Genomic DNA, 19,894 nt, shown 5'->3' with positions numbered 1-19,894 from the left:
ATACAAAAAACGCTGCCCAGGCAGCGTTTTTTATTGGGAGAAGTCGGTTACAAGCAATAGGAGTTAATTGCTTAGAAACTCGGCGCGGGTGGCCGGGTTCGATTTGAAGATGCCGCCCAGTGCCGTGGTGGTTGTGGTACTGGTTGAGTCCATCACACCGCGGGATTTAACGCAGTAGTGCACCGCATCCATCTTTACCGCCACATCTTTGGTCTCAAGTAGCGTCTGTAGTGCCACCAGAACCTGTTGAGTCAGGCGTTCTTGCACCTGAGGGCGCTGAGCAAAGAAACGCACGATACGATTGATTTTAGACAGGCCTATGATGTTTTTACGTGGTAGGTAGGCCACGGTAGCAACGCCATCTATGGTCACCAAGTGATGCTCACAGGTGCTGGTGAGGCTGATGTCGTTGACCTTAACCATCTCATCGAAGCCCATCTTGTTCTCGATAACGGTGATCTTGGGAAAGTTAGCGTAATCCAGGCCAGAGAAGATCTCGTCGACATACATCTTGGCGATACGCTTAGGAGTTTCGATCAGGCTGTCATCACGAAGATCCAGTGACATTAAGGTCAAGATCTCGCGCATATGGTGCTCAATCTTTTCCTTGCGCGCTTCGCTGCTTAGTCCGCACGGGACCATAGGCGTCTCAAGACCACGCTCTAATAATGCGGTTTGCACCTGCTGTGCTGCTTCACTTAATGCCATTGTATCCTCCACCATAAATAGTGGTCTGTTCAGTAAGATTAATTTGCTAATAATGTTAAGAAATTAACCCATAAGGTATTCATTATAGCCCGCCCTGTGACAGTTAACCTCGGGGAGCGGGTCAGGGAGGATACCCTGAATTGCGGGTAATTTATACCCAGAATTAATAAGGGAATAACAAAAAAGCCGATTGCGGTAATCGGCTTTTGAGGTTTCAAGGGATTAAAGCTTCAGGTTCTCTTTGAGGAAGCTCATCATCTGACGGTAATATTTGGCCCTATGCTCGTCGTTATAGAAGCCGTGGCCTTCATCGTCCATTACCAGCTTCTCATAAGGGTAGTTATGCTTCTTGAGCCCCTCTTCCAGCGCTTCTAGCTGTTCGATTGGCGCTCTATCATCTTCACCGCCATGCACCAAAAGCAAGTTGACCTTAAGCTTGTCGACGTTTTTGCTAGGAGACATCTGGGTCAGCATGGCTTGGCTTTCACCCAGTACCTGCTTGAGATAACGCTCACCCGCGCGGCGACCTTGTACGTCCCCTTCGCTGAACATCAAATCAAGATCATAGACACCGGCGAAACCTATGGCGCATTTAAACAGATCGGGCGCTAGGATAGGGCTCTGCAGTGCTGAATAGCCACCGAAGCTGCCACCTACGATGCAGATCCTCTCTTTGTCGACTATGCCTTGTTCGATGACATACTTAGTGGCATCGATAATGTCGTACTGGATCTCTGTGCCCCATTTCTGATGACCGGCATGTTCAAACGCCTTGCCGTAACCGCCCGAACCGCGAAAGTTCACTTGCAACACGGCAGCGCCTTGACTGGCGATCAATTGGTTTTGGTCGTCAAAGCCCCACCAGTCCCTTGGACCGTGTGGACCGCCGTGAGGATTGACCACAAGCGGAAGGTTCTTGGCTTCTTTGCCATAAGGTAATGTGAGGTAACCGTTGATCACTTTGCCGTCTCTTGCGGTAAAGCTGATTGGCTTCATTTCGGCCATCTTATCGGGGTCTAACCATTTCTTTTGTGACACTAAGTATTCGAGCTTTTTGTTGTCGGCATCGAAGATGTAGTAGTCACCAGGATTTCTATCGTTGAAGGCCTTGATAATCAGCTTACTCATGTCATTGGTTTGGCTGACGAGATGAACTTGATGGCCAGGTAATGCTCCCAATAATTGTTTCAGCGTCTTGGAAAGCGCTTCTTCTTTGTCGACAAATTCATAAGTGGGGTAGCCATTTTCATACTCTACCGCATAAAGTTTTTTGTTGACGCGGTTTATCCATACGTTACTTGGGTCAACAGCTTTGTCTTGGCTAATGAGGCGCTTAGTTCCACTCTTGATGTCCACTAAATAAACACCTTTTGGCTGACCATTTTCGCTGCCTAGCACATAGACGCTGTTCTCATCATCGCCAAAGGCGATAGGGCTCATATCGTCGAGGTTTAGGTTAAGTTTGTCTGTGTCTACCCACTCGTTGTCTTTACGGTAGTAGAGGCTCGATGAAATATAGTCGCGAGTGCCACTAACGAAGCGAATTTCACCATCGTGATCGGGGAGGAAGCGGGCGTAAGATATAGGAGCAGTAGCAATTTTCTTACGGGTTCCCTTATAGACATCGACTCGATAAACCTGTTGGAGGTTTTCTGCAGTGTTGCTTCCGCCAGAGCCCCAAGGAAGCGCCTTGATCAGCATATAACGATCGTCTTCAGGCATAGGATCGAGGATATAGGCGGTTGCCTGTATTGGCGTATTTTTCTTAATGCGAGAACCTGTTTGCTGTTCTCCGCTGTTATAGCCAAATAGATATGTTGGTCTAGAGCCGTCGGCATTGACCGCCATGAGCTCACCGTAATAGAGAGGGTGATCGCTCCAGCCTTTTAGATATTCCTTACTCATTACTACGCGTTCATTGTTCACCCAAACATAGTGACCCACCTGAGCATTGTCTGGAAAGCGAACCACATTGGTCGGCTTCTTGGTTTTTGCATCAAGGATCATCAGCATATGTTTACCATCATGTGAAGTGATGGCGCTGAGGTAGTCTCCGTCGGGTGAGATCTGCACATTAGAGAATTCGGCGGAGCGACTAAAAAGCTCGGTAATATCTTTCTCTGTGGCAGAGGCCTGGTAACTGAAAAGGGTGAGGCAGGCTAAACTAAATGACTTAATTAATCTCATATAACATCCTTGTACGCACTCTTGTTATAGATTTGTTGCGGGTGAGGGTAAAGCAAAGGGCTGGATAGTGCAATATATCTTGTTAATATTTTTTCGGCGGCCAGCTAGTTGCAGGCCGCTGTTTTTATTAGGTTTAGTTAACTCTGAAGTAGCTGTTGCTGAATGAATTGCCACTGCTCGGCGAAGTGTTCTGTAGGCTTGTTTTTAAAGTCGCTGCGAACGAATTGGGCGATACGGCCTTCGGCCACCGCCAGTAACAAATTAGCCAGAATGGCTTCGTCCAGGTTAAAGCCTTTGCCTTCCCTTAGGGTCTTCTCTCTCAATATCTGCTTTAGATGGGTCTCCACCTTGGAAAAGATCTGTCCGGTACGATTACGTAAGCGCTCATTTTCTCCCAGTAGGGCATCGCCATTGAGTACACGGGAGATCCCAGGGTTGCGCTCAGCAAACACCAATAGGAGTTGCAGCAGTAACTGGCAGCGTCTCATGGTGTCTTTCTCCTCATCCATGATGAGGTTGATGCGCGACAGCAGTGACTCTTCGATGAAGTCGATCAGCCCTTCAAACATTCTGGCCTTGCTGGGAAAGTGACGGTAAAGCGCCGCCTCAGAGACCCCTACTTCAGCAGCGAGCTTTGCCGTGGTGATCCTTTGTCCTGGGCTGGTCTCTAGCATGGTAGCGAGGCATTGTAGAATGTGTTCACGTCGGTTGATTTTGGGGCTTGCAGCCATCTAAGTATCCTTTACTCAATTACTACAGGAGCCGATGGGCACACTATAGGTGTAGTCCATGACTCTCTAATTATTTTGTGCGGCGGTATTTGGCGTTCGCGTGCCGGGCTATCCAATATCTGGCTATCTAAGGCCTGGTTATCGAGTGCCTGAGTGGCCGAAGCCGCCTTCGCCGCGATCTGAGCTGTCGAACTCATCGACCAGTTTAAATTCGGCTTGGACGACGGGGACAAACACCAGTTGCGCCAGGCGATCACCTATCTCTAGGGTGAAAGGCTCACTGCTGCGATTCCAACAAGAGACCATGAGCGGGCCTTGATAATCGGAATCGATAAGGCCAACTAAGTTACCCAGCACTATGCCCTGTTTGTGGCCCAAGCCTGAGCGCGGCAGAATGACGGCCGCTAAGCTAGGATCGGCCACATGGACAGCTATTCCCGTAGGGATCAGTTTGGTCTCGCCCGGTTGGATCACCATAGTGGTTTCTATCATGGCACGCAGATCCATGCCGGCACTGCCTGGGGTGGCATAGGCTGGCAGGGGAAATTGTGAGCCGATACGAGAATCGAGGATCTTGAGTTCTATAGGCGTCTTCATGCTGTCTTCATCTGCTGTGCGATTAGGGTGAGTAATTGCTTGGCTAGGGTGTATTTGTCGGTAGCGGGCAGCTCATATTGGCCATTGGGCCAGAATACCTTAAGGGCGTTGGCGTCGCTGTTAAAGCCTAACGCCGGATCAGACACGTCGTTAGCGGCGATCATATCCAGCTTCTTTCGCGTCAACTTATCCTTGGCGTAATGCTCGACATCCTGTGTCTCTGCGGCAAAACCTACGGTAAAGGGGCGAGCCTCATGGGCCGCGACCGTGGCTAAGATATCAGGATTGCGCACAAGCGCAAGTGACATCTCGGTCGAGGATTTTTTAATTTTCTCGTCGGCAATATCCGCGGTGCGATAGTCGCAGACAGCCGCGCAGCCGATGAAGATATCGCAGTGGTGTACTTGCTCCATCACGGCGTCAAGCATCTCCTGAGTAGAGCCGACATTGAGACGATTGACATTCATCGGTGTCTCTAAGTTCACAGGCCCTGTCACTAAGGTGACCTTGGCGCCCATCTCGGCTGCGGCTCTGGCCAGGGCAAAGCCCATCTTGCCTGAGCTGTGGTTGGAGATGTAGCGCACGGGATCGATAGCTTCTCGGGTAGGCCCTGCGGTGAGCAGTAGCGATACCCCCTGAAGCAGTTTAGGGGCAAAGAAGTGTTCGACACGTTCAGCGATAACCAGCGGCTCTTCCATGCGTCCTGGGCCGATTTCACCACAGGCCTGACTGCCTGATGCCGGTCCCCAGATGGTGAGGCCACGTTTTCTCAGGTTATCTAGATTGTCTTGGGTAGCGGTGTTGCGATACATCTGCTGATTCATCGCCGGACAAAGCACCACTGGCGCCTCGGTGGCTAAGCAAGTGGTAGTGATCAGCTCGTCGGCCATACCGGCATTGATGCGGGCAATCAGATTGGCGGTCGCTGGGGCTATCAGTACCATATCCGCCCAGCGGGCAAGTTCGATATGGCCCATCGCTGCCTCGGCTGCCGGGTCAAGTAAGTCGGTGGCTATTGGGTGGCCAGAGAGCGCCTGCAGCGTCAACGGTGTAATGAACTCCTGCGCACTTTGACTCATCACGACGCGCACATCGGCGCCGCGCTCTTTCAGGCGACGTACCAGGTCGGCAGACTTATAGGCGGCAATACCACCGCCAATTCCCAGCAATATCTTTTTGTTAGTTAGGCTCATATTGATCACTAATCGCGTTTAATTTTGCCCGCTAACCATACCACAATCGTGTCTCGGTTGAGGATACAAGTTTTTAAAAACTAGACCATACTCTAAACCCTAGGTGTAACAAGTTGGCCACGACAAGGAGTGTTTATGGCGATCAAGGATTGGCCTCAAGGAGAGGGGCCTCGTGAAAAACTGTTGCGTAGCGGTGCCGGGCAACTCTCTGATGCCGAATTACTCGCGGTGCTGCTCAGAAACGGCCTTAAAGGCCAAAGTGCCGTATCGCTCGCCAGAACCATGCTGAACCACTTTGGGGGGCTAAGACCTCTGTTTACCGCTTCAATGAGTGAAATATGCCAGATACAGGGTATAGGCCCGGTTAAATACGCCCAACTGCAGGCAGCTATTGAATTAAATAAGCGGATTGCAAAAGAAAATCTACAAAGAGGAAAGATTTTGACAGATCCTGATTTAACTCGGGACTATTTAATGAGACAATTAGCGGATCGTGCCTACGAAGTGTTTGCCATCTTATTGCTCGATAGTCAGCATAGGGTCATTCAATTCGTTGAACTGTTCCGTGGCACCATAGATTCAGCCTCGGTTTATCCACGTGAAGTGGTAAGCCTAGTGCTTGAGAAAAAGGCCGCAGCTGTGATTGTGTGTCACAACCATCCTTCTGGGGTGGCTGAGCCCAGTCATGCTGATCGGCGAATTACTGAGCGATTGAAATACGCGTTGGCGACTATAGATGTTTCGCTGTTAGACCATATGGTTATAGGCGATCGTGAGATAGTTTCGTTTGCAGAGAGGGGATGGATAGATTGAATATCCCTTGATCTTTGATTTTAGATCCTGTATAAAATGCGCCCTCTTTGTGTGCCTCGGGCGACGGCCATATTCGAGGTACATTAATGCTCGAGCGTTAAATTGTTTTTGGAGAAGATTGACATGTCAAGAGTATGCCAAGTTACTGGCAAGAAGCCGATGGTTGGTAACAACCGTTCGCACGCTAAGAACGCGACTCGTCGTCGTTTTTTACCTAACCTACAGAACCACCGTTTCTGGTTAGAAGACGAAAAGCGTTTCGTACAGCTACGTGTATCTACTAAAGGTATGCGTATTATCGATAAGAAAGGTATCGAAGTTGTTGTTGCTGAACTTCGTGCCCGCGGCGAGAAGGTGTAATAAACCATGGCTAAAGCTAAAGGTAACCGTGAGAAGATCAAGCTAGTTTCTAGCGCTAAAACAGGTCACTTCTACACGACTGAGAAGAACAAGCGTAACATGCCTGAAAAAATGGAGATCAAGAAATTTGATCCTGTTATCCGTCAGCACGTTATGTACAAAGAAGCGAAAATCAAGTAATTCTTGATTAACGTTTTTTTGGAAAAAGCCCCTCTTGTAGGGGCTTTTTTTTGTGCAGAATCCATTAAAAACCCCCATAGTTTACCGCCAAACTTTCCCAGAGCTTTGCTATTTGCTCTAGGGGCGAAGTTTCTATCGCTTACACTTACCTTCGCTTGCTAAGCTCCTGATTTAAGCCTGTTCTGCTATGCTTTATCCCAGCGTTATTCCTGTGATGAAAAATATCGCCCATAATGAAAACAAATGCTTTTAATGTGAATTTAAATGCAATAATATTGGCTTGTTATTCGTTTGGTGGCGATGTTGTCACATATTTATTGTTGAGGTTACGCGCGTGCGCACTACTGAGTTGGTCGAGGGGTTTCGTCATTCTGCTTCCTATGTGAATGCACATAGGGGGAAAACGTTTGTGGTCATGCTGGGGGGGGAGGCGCTTGCCCAGAGTCAGTTCCGCTCAATCATTAACGATATCGCCTTGCTCCATAGCTTGGGGATCAAAATTGTCTTAGTGCATGGCGCCAGACCGCAAATCGATGAGGCGCTGGCGGCGCATAACTTGAAGCCCGAATACTATAATGGCGTACGCATCAGCGATGAAGAATCCTTCAAGGTGATCAAACAGGTTGTAGGTGGTTTGCAACTGGACATTACCGCCCGTCTTTCCATGAGCCTGAGTAATACCCCAATGCAGGGGGCACAAATTAACGTGGTGAGTGGCAACTTCGTGATTGCTCAGCCCCTGGGCGTCGATAATGGTGTGGATTACTGCCTGAGTGGCAAGGTAAGACGCATCGATGTAGCAGGTCTAAGACGTCAGCTGGATAACCATGGCATAGTGCTTTTAGGCCCTGTGGCGGCGTCGGTCACCGGAGAGTGTTTTAATCTGACCGCCGAAGAGGTGGCGACCCAGATTGCGGTCAAGCTTAAGGCCGATAAGATGATTGGCTTTAGCGCCAAAGAGGGGATTATAGACAGTAATGGCGAGGTGATTGCGGAGCTGATGCCCACCGACGCTCAGCGAATTTTGTCAGAACTAACCGACGAAGATAATTGGTGCGTGGGGACACGTGCCTTTTTACAGGCCAGTATCGATGCCTGCCGTAACGGCGTGGCACGTTGTCACTTTGTCAGTTACCTCGATGATGGTGCCCTACTGCAAGAGCTATTCTCCCGTGATGGTATAGGTACTCAGATCGTCACTGAGAGTGCTGAGCGGCTGCGCCGGGCAAGTATTGCCGATATCGGTGGTGTCCTGGATCTTATCCGTCCGTTAGAGCAAGCGGGTATATTGGTCAGACGCTCGCGCGAGCAACTGGAGATGGAGATAGAGCAGTTTATGCTGATCGAGCGTGATAGTTTGGTGATTGGCTGCGCCGCGCTTTATCCTTTCGAAGAAGATAATGCCGGTGAGTTTGCTTGTTTGGTGGTGCATCCCGATTATCGTGACGCTGACCGCGGAAGCGTATTGCTGAAAAACATCATAGGTCAGGCCAAGGTGCGCGGCTACTCTCGCTTGTTTGCGCTCACGACACGCAGCATACATTGGTTCCTTGAACATGGTTTCCAGATAGTCGATGTTGATGCCCTGCCAAATAAGAAGAAACAGCTTTACAACTATCAGCGCAAGTCGAAGATTCTTGCGCTAGATCTTTAATAAATACAGATTCCAAAAAAACCACGCTTAGCGTGGTTTTTTTACTTCGAGATCATATCAAAGCGCTATCTTGACATAATATGTCGCCAGCCCCATAGTAATCCTAATTTCTCGAGATAAGACTTTGCGCAGGCTTATTATTGGCGTTTGACCTGTGGCTAGGCTTATCTTAGCTGCTATTTTTGTAGGATACTTAAACATGGAATCTCAAATTTTTCCGCTCGCAACCTTTGACTCGACAACCAGCATGGCATTTGTTTCACTCTTGCTTGGCATCGCCTTGGTGATAGTGTTAATCAAGGTTAAGCCCATGCCCCAAGGTGCTAAATTTGCGGCCTCAGGCATGGTGATTGCCGTACTGGGTCTATTGTCTTGGGTGTTCTTGAAGGCCCACAACGCCAATGTGCGTCTTACTCCCACAGCAATGATGGTCGATATCCCGCTTTATGGTGTTGAGTTGTCACTAGAGAGTTTATTGCCGTCTCAGGCGAGTATTATTAACCTAGATGATGAGGATGCGCCGCAGATCAGTTACCGCAGCAATGGCGTTGGTTTACCGGGTTACCAGCTTGGTTGGTTCAAATTGGCTAAGATGACCAATAATACAGATAAAGCCCTGCTGTCAGCCACCAATAGCCAGCAAGTGCTGGTCCTTCCGACCACAGAGGGCTATCTGCTTCTCTTGAGTGTTGAGCGTCCCGAGGCCTTGTTATCCAGCTTGCTTACGCCGACTCTTTAACGCCAGATCCAGGGTAAAGATCACCAGCGCGCTCCAGATAAAGGCAAAGGTGATCCCTTTTTCGAGATCGAAGGGCTCGTTAAACACGCTAACGGCCATGATAAACATGATGCTGGGGCCGATATATTGAAAAAAGCCAAGCATGGATAGCGGGATACGAGTGGCGGCGCCGGCAAAACAAAGTAGCGGGACAGAGGTCACCACGCCGGCTGCTAACAAGAGTAAATTCATTTGCACACTATTTTCCATCACGCTGATACTCTCGAAATTCGTTACCAAGTAGAGCAGCGCTACGGGCACCAGTATGGCGGTTTCGACCAGTAACCCTGTCTTGGCGTCGACATTAACCTTCTTGCGCAGCAGGCCGTAAAGCCCGAAAGAAGCGGCGAGCGCCAGGGAGACCACAGGAATCGAGCCAAATGAGATCAGCTGGATCAACACGCCAGTAAAGGCAAGCGATACGGCGGCCCACTGCAGTTTTCGCAGTCGCTCCTGCAAGAAGATCATTCCCAGCAGCACATTAATCAAGGGGTTGATAAAGTAACCCAAACTGGCATCGAGCATATGATCATTGTTGATCGCCCAGATAAATAGCAGCCAGTTGCCGGCGATCAGAATCGAAGTGATCGCTAACACGCCCAGTTGTTTGGGTTGACGAAACAGCGCCCTTAACTTGGCAAAGCCGCCGATAAACTGCATCAACACTAGCATGAACACGAAAGACCATAGCACGCGGTGTAGCAAGATCTCTGTCGCCGAAACATGATCTAGCAGTTTAAAATACAGAGGAGCAAAGCCCCAAAAGCAGTAGGCGCAGATGGCTAGCACTACCCCTTTACGATACTCGATGTCAGCCATAGCTTAGGATTTCAAAAAGATGAAGGAGAGGCATTGTAGGCGCCTGAAGGGTCTGACTCAAGCGGCGATGGGGATTCTTTGTGGGAGTTCTGTGTAGTTGTCATTTGCCAGCGAGTATCGCTAGCTTGACAGTTCATTCTAGGACTCCCTTGTCGTTAGCCCACCATGTAGGTTCCAGTACCGAAGGCGATGTGAGCGCCTTGTTCGTTATGGAGCTCCATGCGGCAGACTGAAACGCGATTGCCGGCGCGGATCACTGTGCCTGTGCCGGTAAACACCTCGCCGCGACCGGGTCTTAGGTAGTCGATGCGTAGATCTATGGTGCCTAAGGTTTGCAAGCGTTTTTGCAGGTCTTCCAAGCTCCAATCATCACGACTGGCCACCAGTCCTGAGAATGCGGTCAGACCGCCTACTACGTCCAGTACCGTTGCGGTGACCCCCCCGTGCAGGATCTGCTGATGAATATTGCCGATGAGATTGCTGTTCATCTTCACTTCAACTTCGACACCCTCTAGATCATAACGCTTAATATCCATGCCAAGCAGTTGATGGAAAGGCACCTTAGTATCGAATATCTCGGCGACGGTGGCGAGGGTTTGTGCTTGTACAGGCGTCGTCATAGGGCACTCCTTGTTAAGCCTATTTCGTTAGAGCATTTAATCTATCGCTAATTCAGTAGGCTAAGCAAGCCCATGGCTGAATTTTCACCAAATAGGGGCTGTGAACAACAATTAATTTCGGCAGAGTTGAGACAAGCAGGGCCGGCTTGATTAGAATAAGCGGCCAAATTGACTATAAATTAGCGCCATGGACTTAGCCTTAAGCACGCCCGAATCGACCGATAGCGATCCACTCGCCAGCTGTTTGCAGGCGGTGTTTGGCTATCGCACCTTCAGGACAGGCCAGCGAGAGGTAATAGAGCAGGCCTGTGAGGGGCGTGATTCGCTGGTGATCATGCCAACGGGCGGCGGCAAGAGTCTTTGCTATCAGCTGCCGGCGCTTATCTTACCCGGCTTGACGCTGGTGGTCTCTCCGCTTATCTCCCTGATGAAAGATCAGGTCGATAGCCTGAAACAAATGGGCGTAGCGGCGGCTTTTCTTAATTCGTCTCAGTCGCGTGAAGAGGCGATGAGCATCTACCAGCAACTGCATAATGGCGAGTTGAAGCTCCTTTATGTGTCGCCCGAGCGCCTGCTGACGGCAAATTTTATTGAGCGTTTGCACCACCTGCCGATCTCTTTATTTGCCATCGACGAGGCGCACTGTATTTCCCAGTGGGGACATGACTTCAGGCCTGAATATGCAGCCCTAGGGCAGTTAAAACAATATTTTCCCCAGGTCCCCATGATGGCGCTCACCGCCACTGCCGATAAGGCCACCCGAGAAGATATCTGTCAGCGGCTGGGGATCACCCCCTATGAGCTGCTCACCAGTTTCGATAGGCCCAATATTCGTTACACGGTGGCGGAAAAGCTCAACGCTGCCAACCAGCTCAGACAGTTTATTCAGGCGCAAAATGGCAATAGCGGTATCATCTACTGTAGTAGCCGACGCCGCGTCGATGAGGTGGCCGATCGCCTGCGCATGCAGGGCTATGACGCCGATGCCTATCACGCGGGTAAGACCCAAGAAGAACGCGCCGATATTCAGGAGCGTTTCCTGAAAGATCAACTGGATATCGTGGTGGCGACTGTGGCGTTTGGCATGGGAATAAACAAGTCTAACGTGCGATTTGTCGTGCATTACGACATTCCCAAGAGCGTAGAGGCCTATTACCAGGAGACGGGCCGCGCCGGTCGTGACGGACTGGATGCCGAGGCCTTTATGTTGTTCGACCCCGCCGACATTGGCCGGGTGCGTCATCTTATCGAGCAGCAAGAACCTGGACCCCAGCAACAAGTGGAGTATCACAAGCTCAATACCATGGCGGCCTTTGCAGAGGCTCAGACTTGCCGTCGCCAGGTATTGCTGCACTATTTCGACGAGAGTGCGTCCGAGCCTTGTGGCAACTGCGATATCTGTCTGGACCCACCCAAACGCTACGATGGCGTCGAAGATGCCCAGAAGGTGCTTTCTTGTATCTTCCGTTTGCAGCAGAAGTTTGGCATTAACCACCTGATTGAGGTATTGCGCGGTTCTAAGGCTGCGCCAGTGGTCGACCGTGGCCATGATAAGCTATCTACCTGGGGCATAGGTAAGGATAAAAGTCATGAATTTTGGCTCAGTATCATTCGCCAAATCATACACTTAGGCTTTGCCAGTCAAGATATCACCCGAGGCTCTGCCATTAAGCTTAATCCTCAGGCGCGGGCAGTGCTTAAGGGGGAAATAGCCTTGCAGCTGGCAGAACCAAGAATAAGTATCACCACACATGTGAAACGCCGCAGCAGTAGCCGGGCGCCGCTAAATTACGATAGAAAGTTGTTTGCTCGCTTGAAATTGTTACGCCGCAGCCTGGCCGAGGAGCTGGATGTGCCCCCCTACCTGGTGTTTAACGACGCCACTCTGGCGGAGATGGCGGCTATGGTGCCCACCAGTCCTGCAGAGATGCTGGCGGTCAATGGGGTGGGCGAGACCAAGCTGAACCGTTTCGGCGGCGAGTTTCTCGATGAAATCAGCGATTACATTACCCGAGGGTAATGCAGCTATAGGCAAGCGATTAGGCTAGTGAGCCTGTTGGCCGCTGTACTTACTGAGTTGATCGACACTGGCTCGTTTGACCAGGGAAGAGAGAGTATCGTGATGCTGCATGACCGCCATTCCCATACTGACGCGAGTGCCATTTTGCAGAGGCTCTATGATGGCGCTCAACTGTCGCCCAATCAACTGCGCCCCCGGTAATGAGGTAAAGGGCAGCATGATCAGAATTTGATCGGCGCTGGTGCTCAATAATATATCCTGCTGGCGTATTTTCTGGGCCAGCCTGGCCTGCAGTTTCTCATAATCTGCCATAGCAAGATGGCTGGAATTGATCAGTAAGATGGTGATGGGAAAGCCAATTTGTTTAGCACTGGCCAACAGCGCTTCCATCTTCTCCTGAGTGCTCATCGGCTCATCTCTTTGACTCTGTGGCAGCGTCGCCTTAGGCGTTCTTATACGGTTGAGCAGAATAAACAGCGTCAGTAGCAGGAAGAGCACCAGGATGCCGATGAGGCCATAGCTGTCGCTGATGTGGGCATCAAGCTTGATCGGCTTAGGTTGATTGGCCTGTGCGAGTTGTTGGTAACGTCCAAGCTGAGCCTTGATCTGTAGTAGCCGGGTATCTTTAAGGAACTCATAGCTGCGCTGGGCCATCTCGAAGCGTTTTAGTTGATATTGATAGGCTTCTTGATACTGAGCTATATCGGCAAAATAGCGGCTCAAGATACCATAACAGTAGACAAGCTCGTCAAACTGGTTGGTGCGCTCACCAATGGCAATAGCCTTTTGCATCAACTCTGTTCCTAACGCCTGTTCGCCATTGGCCAAATGAATATTGGCCAGCAGACGGTTGGCTCGTAGGCTGTCGTTAATTTTCTTCTGTTTATCAAAGGTGTTGAGCGCAATATTAAGTAGTTGAATAGCGCTCTTGTCATTACCTCGTAAAAACTCAATTTCTGCAAGTTGGGTGTAACTTTCGGCCAGTTCGGTGGCAGTCGCCAGTTCAGGTAGTAAGATCTTGGCTTCGAGTACCATGTCATCCCTAAACTTAACCTCTTGGTTATAATGGGCGACTTTCGCGAGAGCCAGCAAGACGGTGAGTCTCACCTTGCCTGTGGTCTGCTCGCTATCTAGTGCTCCCTTGGCATAGTTGAACGCCTGGTTATAGAGCCCCTTGGTTCTTAGCAGTTCGGCCATGGCCAGTTGAATGTATGGCCTCGGTGGTGTCAGCCATTGGGGCTGCTGCTTTTCGGTATCTGGGTAGATATCCTGAGCCAGGCGCAGATCTTCTAAGGCGCTGCTTTGACTCTCGATATGGGTATCTATCTTGCCTCTTAGCATCAGGCCATTGACCAGTGATTGCGGCTGCTGCTGTTCGCGTGACTGGAAGATAGCCGAGTCGAGTAGGGTGAGTGCCTGCCTGAGATCGCCATAGTCCATGTAGGCCGCTGCCATGCAGTTCAGAAAATAGGGACTGAGTTGATTAAGCTTGTTCGATTTGGCTTTGGCTTCGCTCATGCGGCCAAGATTGATGGCGGCCTCGTTTTCACCCAGCTGCACAAAGGCTTCACATTTTAGGATGGAGAGTCGAAGCCGATTTTCTTCAGACGTGTCTTCTTGATCCAGGCGTTGTTCCAGCGCCTGGATTTTTGTCAGGGTCTTGTTGGGATATTGGTAGACGTTATGGGCCAACTCATCCAACTCTGTCATAGTGTTCCCATAAGCGGGGATCAGCCAAAGGCTGAGGCTTAACACTATGAGACGAAAATCCATTTTTAAAAACTCCGGAACGAGTGTGCTGTTTCCATTCGCGGCATTATACTGATTTTCCATCAGCAATTGCATAAAAAATAATGCCCAAGATTGGAATCAGATAGATTGCTCGGCAAATGACCTAGTATGCTGAATTTAATCACTTAGTCACTCTTGTTGGCAAATAATTGGTTAGATTTGAGCGGTTAATCAAGATTTTTATCTGGTCTAATGTGGCAAACTTGAAAAATATGGGGTTGACTATTCGCCAGACACACGTTAAATATTAATCAGTCCAACGAAATGAAACGAATAATTACTTATTTTTTTTGAATACAATGATGACCATTAACCGTGCCCTACTCAACCTCCTCATTCTCATTCTCGCAGTCTCTGCGCGGAGAATGTAGTGTTGCACGCTTAATAACACGACCAGCATTCATAAACCCCGCGCTCAACAACGCGGGGTTTTTTTGTTTATGGATTTGACGAATACCCAAAATTAGAGCCTAGACGTACCATGGAGAAACCAGATGTCTAACCGAGTGATAATATTTGATACGACCTTACGCGATGGTGAGCAAGCATTAGCAGCGAGTTTAACGGTTAAGGAGAAATTGCAGATAGCACTGTCACTCGAGCGTCTGGGCGTGGATGTGATGGAGGTCGGTTTTCCCGTCTCATCCCCAGGTGATTTCGAGTCGGTACAAACCATTGCCCGTACTATCAAGAATAGCCGGGTGTGTGCGTTAGCCAGAGCATTGGAAAAAGATATCGACGCCGCGGCTCAATCGCTGTCGGTGGCCGATCAGTTCCGTATTCATACCTTTATCTCCACTTCGACCATTCATGTAGAGAGTAAGCTTAAGCGCTCGTTCGACCAAGTATTGGAGATGGCGGTTGGCGCGGTGAAATATGCCCGCCGTTTCACCGATGATGTGGAGTTCTCCTGTGAAGATGCAGGCCGCACACCTATCGACAATCTATGCCGTATGGTTGAAGCCGCGATTAACGCTGGCGCTAAGACAATCAATATTCCCGATACCGTGGGCTATACGGTGCCGAGCGAATTTGGCGGCATTATTCAAAACCTGTTTAACCGCGTGCCTAATATCGATCAGGCGGTGATCTCGGTGCACTGCCATGACGATCTGGGTTTGTCGGTGGCCAATTCGATCACCGCAGTGCAGCACGGTGCGCGCCAAATTGAATGTACCGTCAATGGTATCGGCGAACGTGCCGGTAACTGCTCCCTTGAAGAGATCGCCATGATCATCGCCACCCGCAAGGCAAGCCTTGGGTTGGAGACGGGTATCAACGCTAAAGAGATCCATCGCACCTCTAATCTGGTGAGCCAGTTATGTAATATGCCGGTCCAGGCTAACAAGGCGATCGTTGGTGCCAACGCCTTTACTCACTCTTCGGGTATTCACCAGGATGGTGTGCTTAAGTCGCAAAATACTTATGAAATTATGACGCCAGAGAGCATTGGCCTTAATCGCAACAACCTCAACATGACCTCTCGCTCGGGCCGCCATGTGATCAAGCATCGCATGGAAGAGATGGGCTATGGCGAGCAAGACTATGACATGGACACCCTGTATGAAGCTTTCCTTAAGCTAGCGGACAAGAAGGGTCAGGTGTTCGACTATGATCTGGAAGCCCTAGTCTATATGGAGGCTCGCAGTGATGAAGAAAATCACTATGGACTACAGCAATTGGTGGTGCACTCTGACTTGGCTGAGGGTAAGGCCACAGCGACTGTGACCTTGATGGTCGATGGCAATCCAGTGACCGAGGCGGCCACGGGGAACGGCCCGGTGGATGCAGCCTACAAGGCGATTGCCCGCGCCAGCGGCTGTGAGATCAATATCAGTAGCTATCAACTCAGTGCCAAAGGCCAGGGGCAAGATGCCTTGGGGCAGGTGGATATCACCGCCAAGTACCATGATCAGAGTTTCCACGGTGTCGGCCTGGCAACCGATGTGGTTGAGGCTTCTGCGGCGGCGCTTATCCATGTGATGAACTTGACTTGGCGCGCAGACAAGGTGGCTGAGAACAAACATAAAATAAAACAAGCGCGTGTCGAGTTAGGCGGCGTTTAATCACTTTTCAATATAACAGAATAAAGATCAATTAATTGCAGGGAGTCTGGTGTGGTATGAGTTATCAAGTCGCAGTATTGGCGGGTGATGGTATAGGCCCGGAAGTCATGGCTGAAGCACGTAAGGTGCTTAAGGCAGTAAAAGAGCGTTTTTCGTTGGATATTGAATATAGCGAATACGATGTGGGAGGTGCTGCCATCGATAATCATGGTTGTCCGTTGCCGGAATCGACCCTAAAAGGCTGTGAGGCCGCCGATGCCATCTTGTTTGGCTCGGTAGGCGGCCCTAAATGGGAACATCTGCCACCCAATGATCAACCTGAGCGCGGTGCCTTGTTGCCGCTGCGTGGCCATTTCGAGCTGTTTTGTAATATGCGTCCTGCCAAGCTTCATGCTGGGCTTGAGCATATGTCTCCCCTGCGCAGCGATATCTCGGCGCAAGGGTTCGATGTGCTGTGCGTGCGCGAGTTAACCGGCGGTATCTACTTCGGTAAACCTAAAGGACGTCAGGGAGAGGGAGAGCAAGAGGAAGCTTTCGATACCATGCGTTACAGCCGCCGTGAGGTGCGCCGCATCGCGAAGATCGCCTTCGAAGCGGCTCGCGGGCGCCGTAAGAAGGTGACTTCTGTGGATAAGGCCAACGTATTGGCCTGCTCTGTCTTATGGCGTGAAGTGGTCGAAGAGGTCGCTAAGGATTTCCCTGATGTCGAGCTGGAACATATCTATATCGATAATGCCACCATGCAGCTACTGCGTCGTCCCTTCGATTTCGACGTGATGCTCTGCTCAAACCTGTTTGGCGACATCATCTCAGATGAGATCGCTATGCTCACCGGTTCCATGGGCTTGCTCTCTTCGGTCAGCCTCAATAGTGACGGCTTTGGCCTGTATGAACCCGCCGGTGGCAGCGCACCAGATATCGCAGGGCAGGGCATTGCTAACCCTGTTGCGCAGATCCTGTCGGCGGCGCTACTGTTACGTCATAGCCTTAAAGAGGAAGCGGCGGCCAAGGCGATTGAAGATGCGGTTGCCAAGGCATTAAGCGATGGCTATTTAACTGGCGAACTCTTGCCAGCGGATCAGCGTGACAAGGCAAAATCAACCCGCGAAATGGGCGACTATATTGCCCAAGCAGTCAGAGAGGCAAACTAATGGCTAAGACACTTTATGAAAAGGTATGGGATAGCCATATCGTTGTTGCCCCCGAAGGAGAAGCGCCGCTTATCTATGTGGATCGTCATCTGGTTCACGAGGTGACCTCGCCCCAGGCCTTCAGTGGTCTTAAGGTGGCCGGCCGAAAATTAAGGGCGCCAGAAAAGACCTTCGCCACCATGGATCACAACACCTCGACCAAGAGTGCCAGTTTAGATGCTCTCAGCCCTATGGCGCGCACTCAGGTGGAGACGCTGGCGCAAAACTGTAAGGAGTTTGGCGTCAGACTTTATGATATTCACCATAAAAATCAGGGCATTGTGCATGTGATGGGCCCAGAGCTTGGCATTACCTTGCCTGGCACTGTGATTGTGTGTGGCGATTCGCACACCGCGACTCACGGCGCCTTTGGGGCCTTGGCCTTTGGTATCGGTACTTCAGAGGTGGAGCATGTGATGGCCACCCAAACCCTGCGGCAGTTGAAAGCTAAGACCATGAAAATCGAGGTGCGTGGTCAGGTTGCCGAGGGGATAACCGCTAAAGATATCGTGCTGGCCATCATAGGCAAGATTGGCATGGATGGCGGCACAGGTTATGTGGTGGAGTTCTGCGGTGAGGCGATCTCTGCGCTGTCGATGGAAGGACGCATGACCGTTTGTAACATGGCGATCGAGATGGGCGCCAAGGCGGGGATGATCGCGCCGGATCAGATCACCATAGATTACCTCGAAGGTCGTGAGTTTTCGCCAAAAGGTGAAGATTGGCAGCAGGCGGTTGAGGCCTGGTTGTCGCTGAAATCCGATGATGATGCCCGCTTCGATGCCCATGTGGTGTTGGAGGCGAGCGATATCGCACCTCAGCTAACTTGGGGGACTAACCCTGGCCAGGTGGTGGCGATCGATCAATGTGTGCCCAATCCTGAGGATGAGTCGAACCCAACGGTTAAAGCCAGTATTCAAAAGGCGCTCGATTATGTGGCGCTGACGCCTGGCACTCAGATGACAGATGTCAGCATCAACAAGGTGTTTATCGGTTCTTGTACCAACTCACGAATCGAAGATCTGCGTGCTGCGGCGCAGCAAGCCAAGGGGCGTAAGGTCGCTGGTGGAGTCACGGCTATCGTGGTACCTGGCTCTGGCTTGGTGAAGGAGCAGGCGGAGGCTGAGGGTCTGGATAAGATCTTTATCGACGCCGGGTTCGAGTGGCGCCTGCCGGGTTGTTCTATGTGTCTGGCGATGAACGACGACAGGTTGGAGGCAGGCGATCGCTGCGCCTCGACCAGCAACCGTAACTTCGAGGGCCGTCAGGGGCGCGGAAGCCGTACTCACTTGGTGAGCCCTGCCATGGCCGCCGCCGCGGCGATTGCTGGCCACTTTGTCGATATTCGCAAGCCATACTAGGAGGTAGCATGCAACCATTTACGACACACACAGGGCTTGCGGTGATCATCGACAGTGCCAATATCGATACCGATCAGATCATTCCTAAGCAGTTTCTCTCTAAGGTCACCCGTGACGGTTTCGGGATTCATCTATTTCATGACTGGCGTTATCTGGACGATGCCGGCGATCAGCCTAACCCTTCGTTTAGCCTGAACCAGCCGCGTTATCAGGGGGCCTCTATTCTGCTGGCCAAGGAGAACTTTGGCTGCGGATCGAGTCGCGAACATGCGCCATGGGCCTTGGCTGATTTCGGCCTCAAGGTGATCATAGCGCCTAGCTTTGCCGATATCTTTTATGGCAATGCCATCAATAATGGCCTGCTGCCGGTGCGTTTGACTGAGGCAGAAGTTGCTCAGTTAATGCAAGAAGTTGAGGCTGAAGAAGGGGCGCAAGTTAGCGTTGATCTGCAGGCCCAGACTGTGACCTCGCCTTCGGGGGCTGAATTTTATTTTGAGATAGCTCAGTCGGCTCGTCATAATCTACTTAACGGGTTAGATGCCATTGGGATCAGCTTAGGATATGGCGAAGCGATTACTCAATACGAGGCAAATATCCCGAGTTGGAGAGCCTAGCTCAACCATCTGTATCATTAGGCGTACATTTGTACTGAGTGTGATAAGCGATAAGCCGGACGCATGATATTGCGGCCGGCTTTTTGTTTACATTGTCCCTTATCTCACTATCTAACATTCATAAATTCAATATCTTACAATTGCTCTTTCGGCTTGTTATTCGTTAGTTTTAATTACCTAGTGATTTATGCTGCTTGAGAGAGCGATTTCAG

General features: G+C 50.5%; 18 protein-coding genes. 10 read left to right on the top strand and 8 right to left on the bottom strand.

From position 1 onward, the window contains the following. Positions 1-63: 63 nt before the first annotated feature. From folE to coaBC, 5 genes are all read right to left on the bottom strand, one after another. Positions 64-708: a GTP cyclohydrolase I FolE gene (gene folE, locus CFF01_RS17160; RefSeq protein WP_033539358.1), complete on the bottom strand. Its 645-nt coding sequence runs from the start codon at positions 706-708 to the stop codon at positions 64-66. A 222-nt stretch (positions 709-930) separates the two neighbouring features. Next, entirely contained in the window at positions 931-2,895 is a 1,965-nt protein-coding gene (locus CFF01_RS17155) for an alpha/beta hydrolase family protein (RefSeq protein ID WP_088905584.1), read from the bottom strand. A 137-nt stretch (positions 2,896-3,032) separates the two neighbouring features. Beyond that, on the bottom strand, positions 3,033-3,626 hold the full coding sequence (gene slmA, locus CFF01_RS17150) for a nucleoid occlusion factor SlmA (protein WP_011867279.1): 594 nt from the start codon (positions 3,624-3,626) through the stop codon (positions 3,033-3,035). A gap of 138 nt (positions 3,627-3,764) precedes the next feature. Further along, positions 3,765-4,223: a dUTP diphosphatase gene (dut, locus tag CFF01_RS17145; RefSeq protein WP_033539360.1), complete on the bottom strand. Its 459-nt coding sequence runs from the start codon at positions 4,221-4,223 to the stop codon at positions 3,765-3,767. Further along, positions 4,220-5,416 (bottom strand): bifunctional phosphopantothenoylcysteine decarboxylase/phosphopantothenate--cysteine ligase CoaBC, encoded by a 1,197-nt coding sequence (gene coaBC, locus CFF01_RS17140; protein WP_088905583.1) that lies wholly within the window; start codon positions 5,414-5,416, stop codon positions 4,220-4,222. Before coaBC ends, dut begins: the two co-directional genes overlap by 4 nt. Before the next feature lie 135 nt (positions 5,417-5,551). Here coaBC and radC point away from each other — a divergent pair, with 135 nt between their 5' ends. The 5 genes from radC to CFF01_RS17115 all read left to right on the top strand — a co-directional run bounded on the left by radC (position 5,552) and on the right by CFF01_RS17115 (position 9,162). After that, positions 5,552-6,229: a RadC family protein gene (gene radC / locus CFF01_RS17135; protein WP_088905582.1), complete on the top strand. Its 678-nt coding sequence runs from the start codon at positions 5,552-5,554 to the stop codon at positions 6,227-6,229. Between the two features lie 123 nt (positions 6,230-6,352). Then, positions 6,353-6,589, top strand: coding sequence for a 50S ribosomal protein L28 (rpmB, locus tag CFF01_RS17130; protein WP_011867275.1), 237 nt, complete (start codon positions 6,353-6,355; stop codon positions 6,587-6,589). A gap of 6 nt (positions 6,590-6,595) precedes the next feature. Beyond that, positions 6,596-6,769, top strand: a complete 174-nt coding sequence (rpmG, locus tag CFF01_RS17125; protein ID WP_028773492.1) for a 50S ribosomal protein L33 — start codon at positions 6,596-6,598, stop codon at positions 6,767-6,769. A 334-nt stretch (positions 6,770-7,103) separates the two neighbouring features. Further along, complete coding sequence (argA, locus tag CFF01_RS17120) at positions 7,104-8,423, top strand: amino-acid N-acetyltransferase (RefSeq protein WP_088905581.1); 1,320 nt, start codon at positions 7,104-7,106, stop codon at positions 8,421-8,423. A 199-nt stretch (positions 8,424-8,622) separates the two neighbouring features. Then, entirely contained in the window at positions 8,623-9,162 is a 540-nt protein-coding gene (locus CFF01_RS17115) for a hypothetical protein (RefSeq protein WP_088905580.1), read from the top strand. On the opposite strand, the gene rarD is transcribed toward CFF01_RS17115, so the two are convergent. Beyond that, positions 9,133-10,020 carry an EamA family transporter RarD gene (rarD, locus tag CFF01_RS17110; RefSeq protein ID WP_033539365.1) on the bottom strand — a complete coding sequence of 296 codons (888 nt, stop codon included), beginning with the start codon at positions 10,018-10,020 and terminating at the stop codon, positions 9,133-9,135. The genes CFF01_RS17115 and rarD overlap by 30 nt on opposite strands. 155 nt (positions 10,021-10,175) lie before the next feature. Further along, on the bottom strand, positions 10,176-10,640 hold the full coding sequence (locus tag CFF01_RS17105; protein WP_033539366.1) for a thioesterase family protein: 465 nt from the start codon (positions 10,638-10,640) through the stop codon (positions 10,176-10,178). Positions 10,641-10,827: 187 nt separating this feature from the next. Here CFF01_RS17105 and recQ point away from each other — a divergent pair, with 187 nt between their 5' ends. Beyond that, the gene (gene recQ / locus CFF01_RS17100) at positions 10,828-12,660 is read left to right on the top strand and encodes a DNA helicase RecQ (protein WP_033539367.1); all 1,833 of its coding nucleotides are present in this window, start codon (positions 10,828-10,830) and stop codon (positions 12,658-12,660) included. A 24-nt stretch (positions 12,661-12,684) separates the two neighbouring features. On the opposite strand, the gene CFF01_RS17095 is transcribed toward recQ, so the two are convergent. After that, positions 12,685-14,433 (bottom strand): tetratricopeptide repeat protein, encoded by a 1,749-nt coding sequence (locus CFF01_RS17095; RefSeq protein WP_157705014.1) that lies wholly within the window; start codon positions 14,431-14,433, stop codon positions 12,685-12,687. A gap of 512 nt (positions 14,434-14,945) precedes the next feature. On the opposite strand from CFF01_RS17095, the gene leuA reads away from it, so the two are divergent. From leuA to leuD, 4 genes are read left to right on the top strand one after another with little or no spacing between them, the layout of a single operon-like run. Next, on the top strand, positions 14,946-16,517 hold the full coding sequence (gene leuA, locus CFF01_RS17090) for a 2-isopropylmalate synthase (RefSeq protein ID WP_033539368.1): 1,572 nt from the start codon (positions 14,946-14,948) through the stop codon (positions 16,515-16,517). 56 nt (positions 16,518-16,573) lie between these two features. Beyond that, positions 16,574-17,668, top strand: a complete 1,095-nt coding sequence (leuB, locus tag CFF01_RS17085) for a 3-isopropylmalate dehydrogenase (protein ID WP_088905578.1) — start codon at positions 16,574-16,576, stop codon at positions 17,666-17,668. Then, positions 17,668-19,068 (top strand): 3-isopropylmalate dehydratase large subunit, encoded by a 1,401-nt coding sequence (gene leuC, locus CFF01_RS17080; protein WP_088905577.1) that lies wholly within the window; start codon positions 17,668-17,670, stop codon positions 19,066-19,068. Before leuB ends, leuC begins: the two co-directional genes overlap by 1 nt. Positions 19,069-19,076: 8 nt before the next feature. Then, positions 19,077-19,682, top strand: a complete 606-nt coding sequence (gene leuD, locus CFF01_RS17075) for a 3-isopropylmalate dehydratase small subunit (RefSeq protein WP_088905576.1) — start codon at positions 19,077-19,079, stop codon at positions 19,680-19,682. Positions 19,683-19,894: the final 212 nt, after the last annotated feature.

The sequence above is a fragment of the Shewanella marisflavi genome (assembly GCF_002215585.1).
GTDB classification, from domain to species: domain Bacteria; phylum Pseudomonadota; class Gammaproteobacteria; order Enterobacterales; family Shewanellaceae; genus Shewanella; species Shewanella marisflavi.
This window is presented reverse-complemented; position numbering and strand designations above follow the sequence as displayed.

Coding starts and splice junctions, on each gene's coding strand:
- leuB (WP_088905578.1), top strand. CDS start 16,574: ATGAGTTATCAAGTCGCAGTATTGGCGGGTGATGGTATAGGCCCGGAA.
- CFF01_RS17095 (WP_157705014.1), bottom strand. CDS start 14,433: ATGGATTTTCGTCTCATAGTGTTAAGCCTCAGCCTTTGGCTGATCCCC.
- CFF01_RS17105 (WP_033539366.1), bottom strand. CDS start 10,640: ATGACGACGCCTGTACAAGCACAAACCCTCGCCACCGTCGCCGAGATA.
- leuD (WP_088905576.1), top strand. CDS start 19,077: ATGCAACCATTTACGACACACACAGGGCTTGCGGTGATCATCGACAGT.
- CFF01_RS17155 (WP_088905584.1), bottom strand. CDS start 2,895: ATGAGATTAATTAAGTCATTTAGTTTAGCCTGCCTCACCCTTTTCAGT.
- recQ (WP_033539367.1), top strand. CDS start 10,828: ATGGACTTAGCCTTAAGCACGCCCGAATCGACCGATAGCGATCCACTC.
- coaBC (WP_088905583.1), bottom strand. CDS start 5,416: ATGAGCCTAACTAACAAAAAGATATTGCTGGGAATTGGCGGTGGTATT.
- rpmG (WP_028773492.1), top strand. CDS start 6,596: ATGGCTAAAGCTAAAGGTAACCGTGAGAAGATCAAGCTAGTTTCTAGC.
- leuC (WP_088905577.1), top strand. CDS start 17,668: ATGGCTAAGACACTTTATGAAAAGGTATGGGATAGCCATATCGTTGTT.
- CFF01_RS17115 (WP_088905580.1), top strand. CDS start 8,623: ATGGAATCTCAAATTTTTCCGCTCGCAACCTTTGACTCGACAACCAGC.
- slmA (WP_011867279.1), bottom strand. CDS start 3,626: ATGGCTGCAAGCCCCAAAATCAACCGACGTGAACACATTCTACAATGC.
- dut (WP_033539360.1), bottom strand. CDS start 4,223: ATGAAGACGCCTATAGAACTCAAGATCCTCGATTCTCGTATCGGCTCA.
- radC (WP_088905582.1), top strand. CDS start 5,552: ATGGCGATCAAGGATTGGCCTCAAGGAGAGGGGCCTCGTGAAAAACTG.
- rpmB (WP_011867275.1), top strand. CDS start 6,353: ATGTCAAGAGTATGCCAAGTTACTGGCAAGAAGCCGATGGTTGGTAAC.
- folE (WP_033539358.1), bottom strand. CDS start 708: ATGGCATTAAGTGAAGCAGCACAGCAGGTGCAAACCGCATTATTAGAG.
- rarD (WP_033539365.1), bottom strand. CDS start 10,020: ATGGCTGACATCGAGTATCGTAAAGGGGTAGTGCTAGCCATCTGCGCC.
- leuA (WP_033539368.1), top strand. CDS start 14,946: ATGTCTAACCGAGTGATAATATTTGATACGACCTTACGCGATGGTGAG.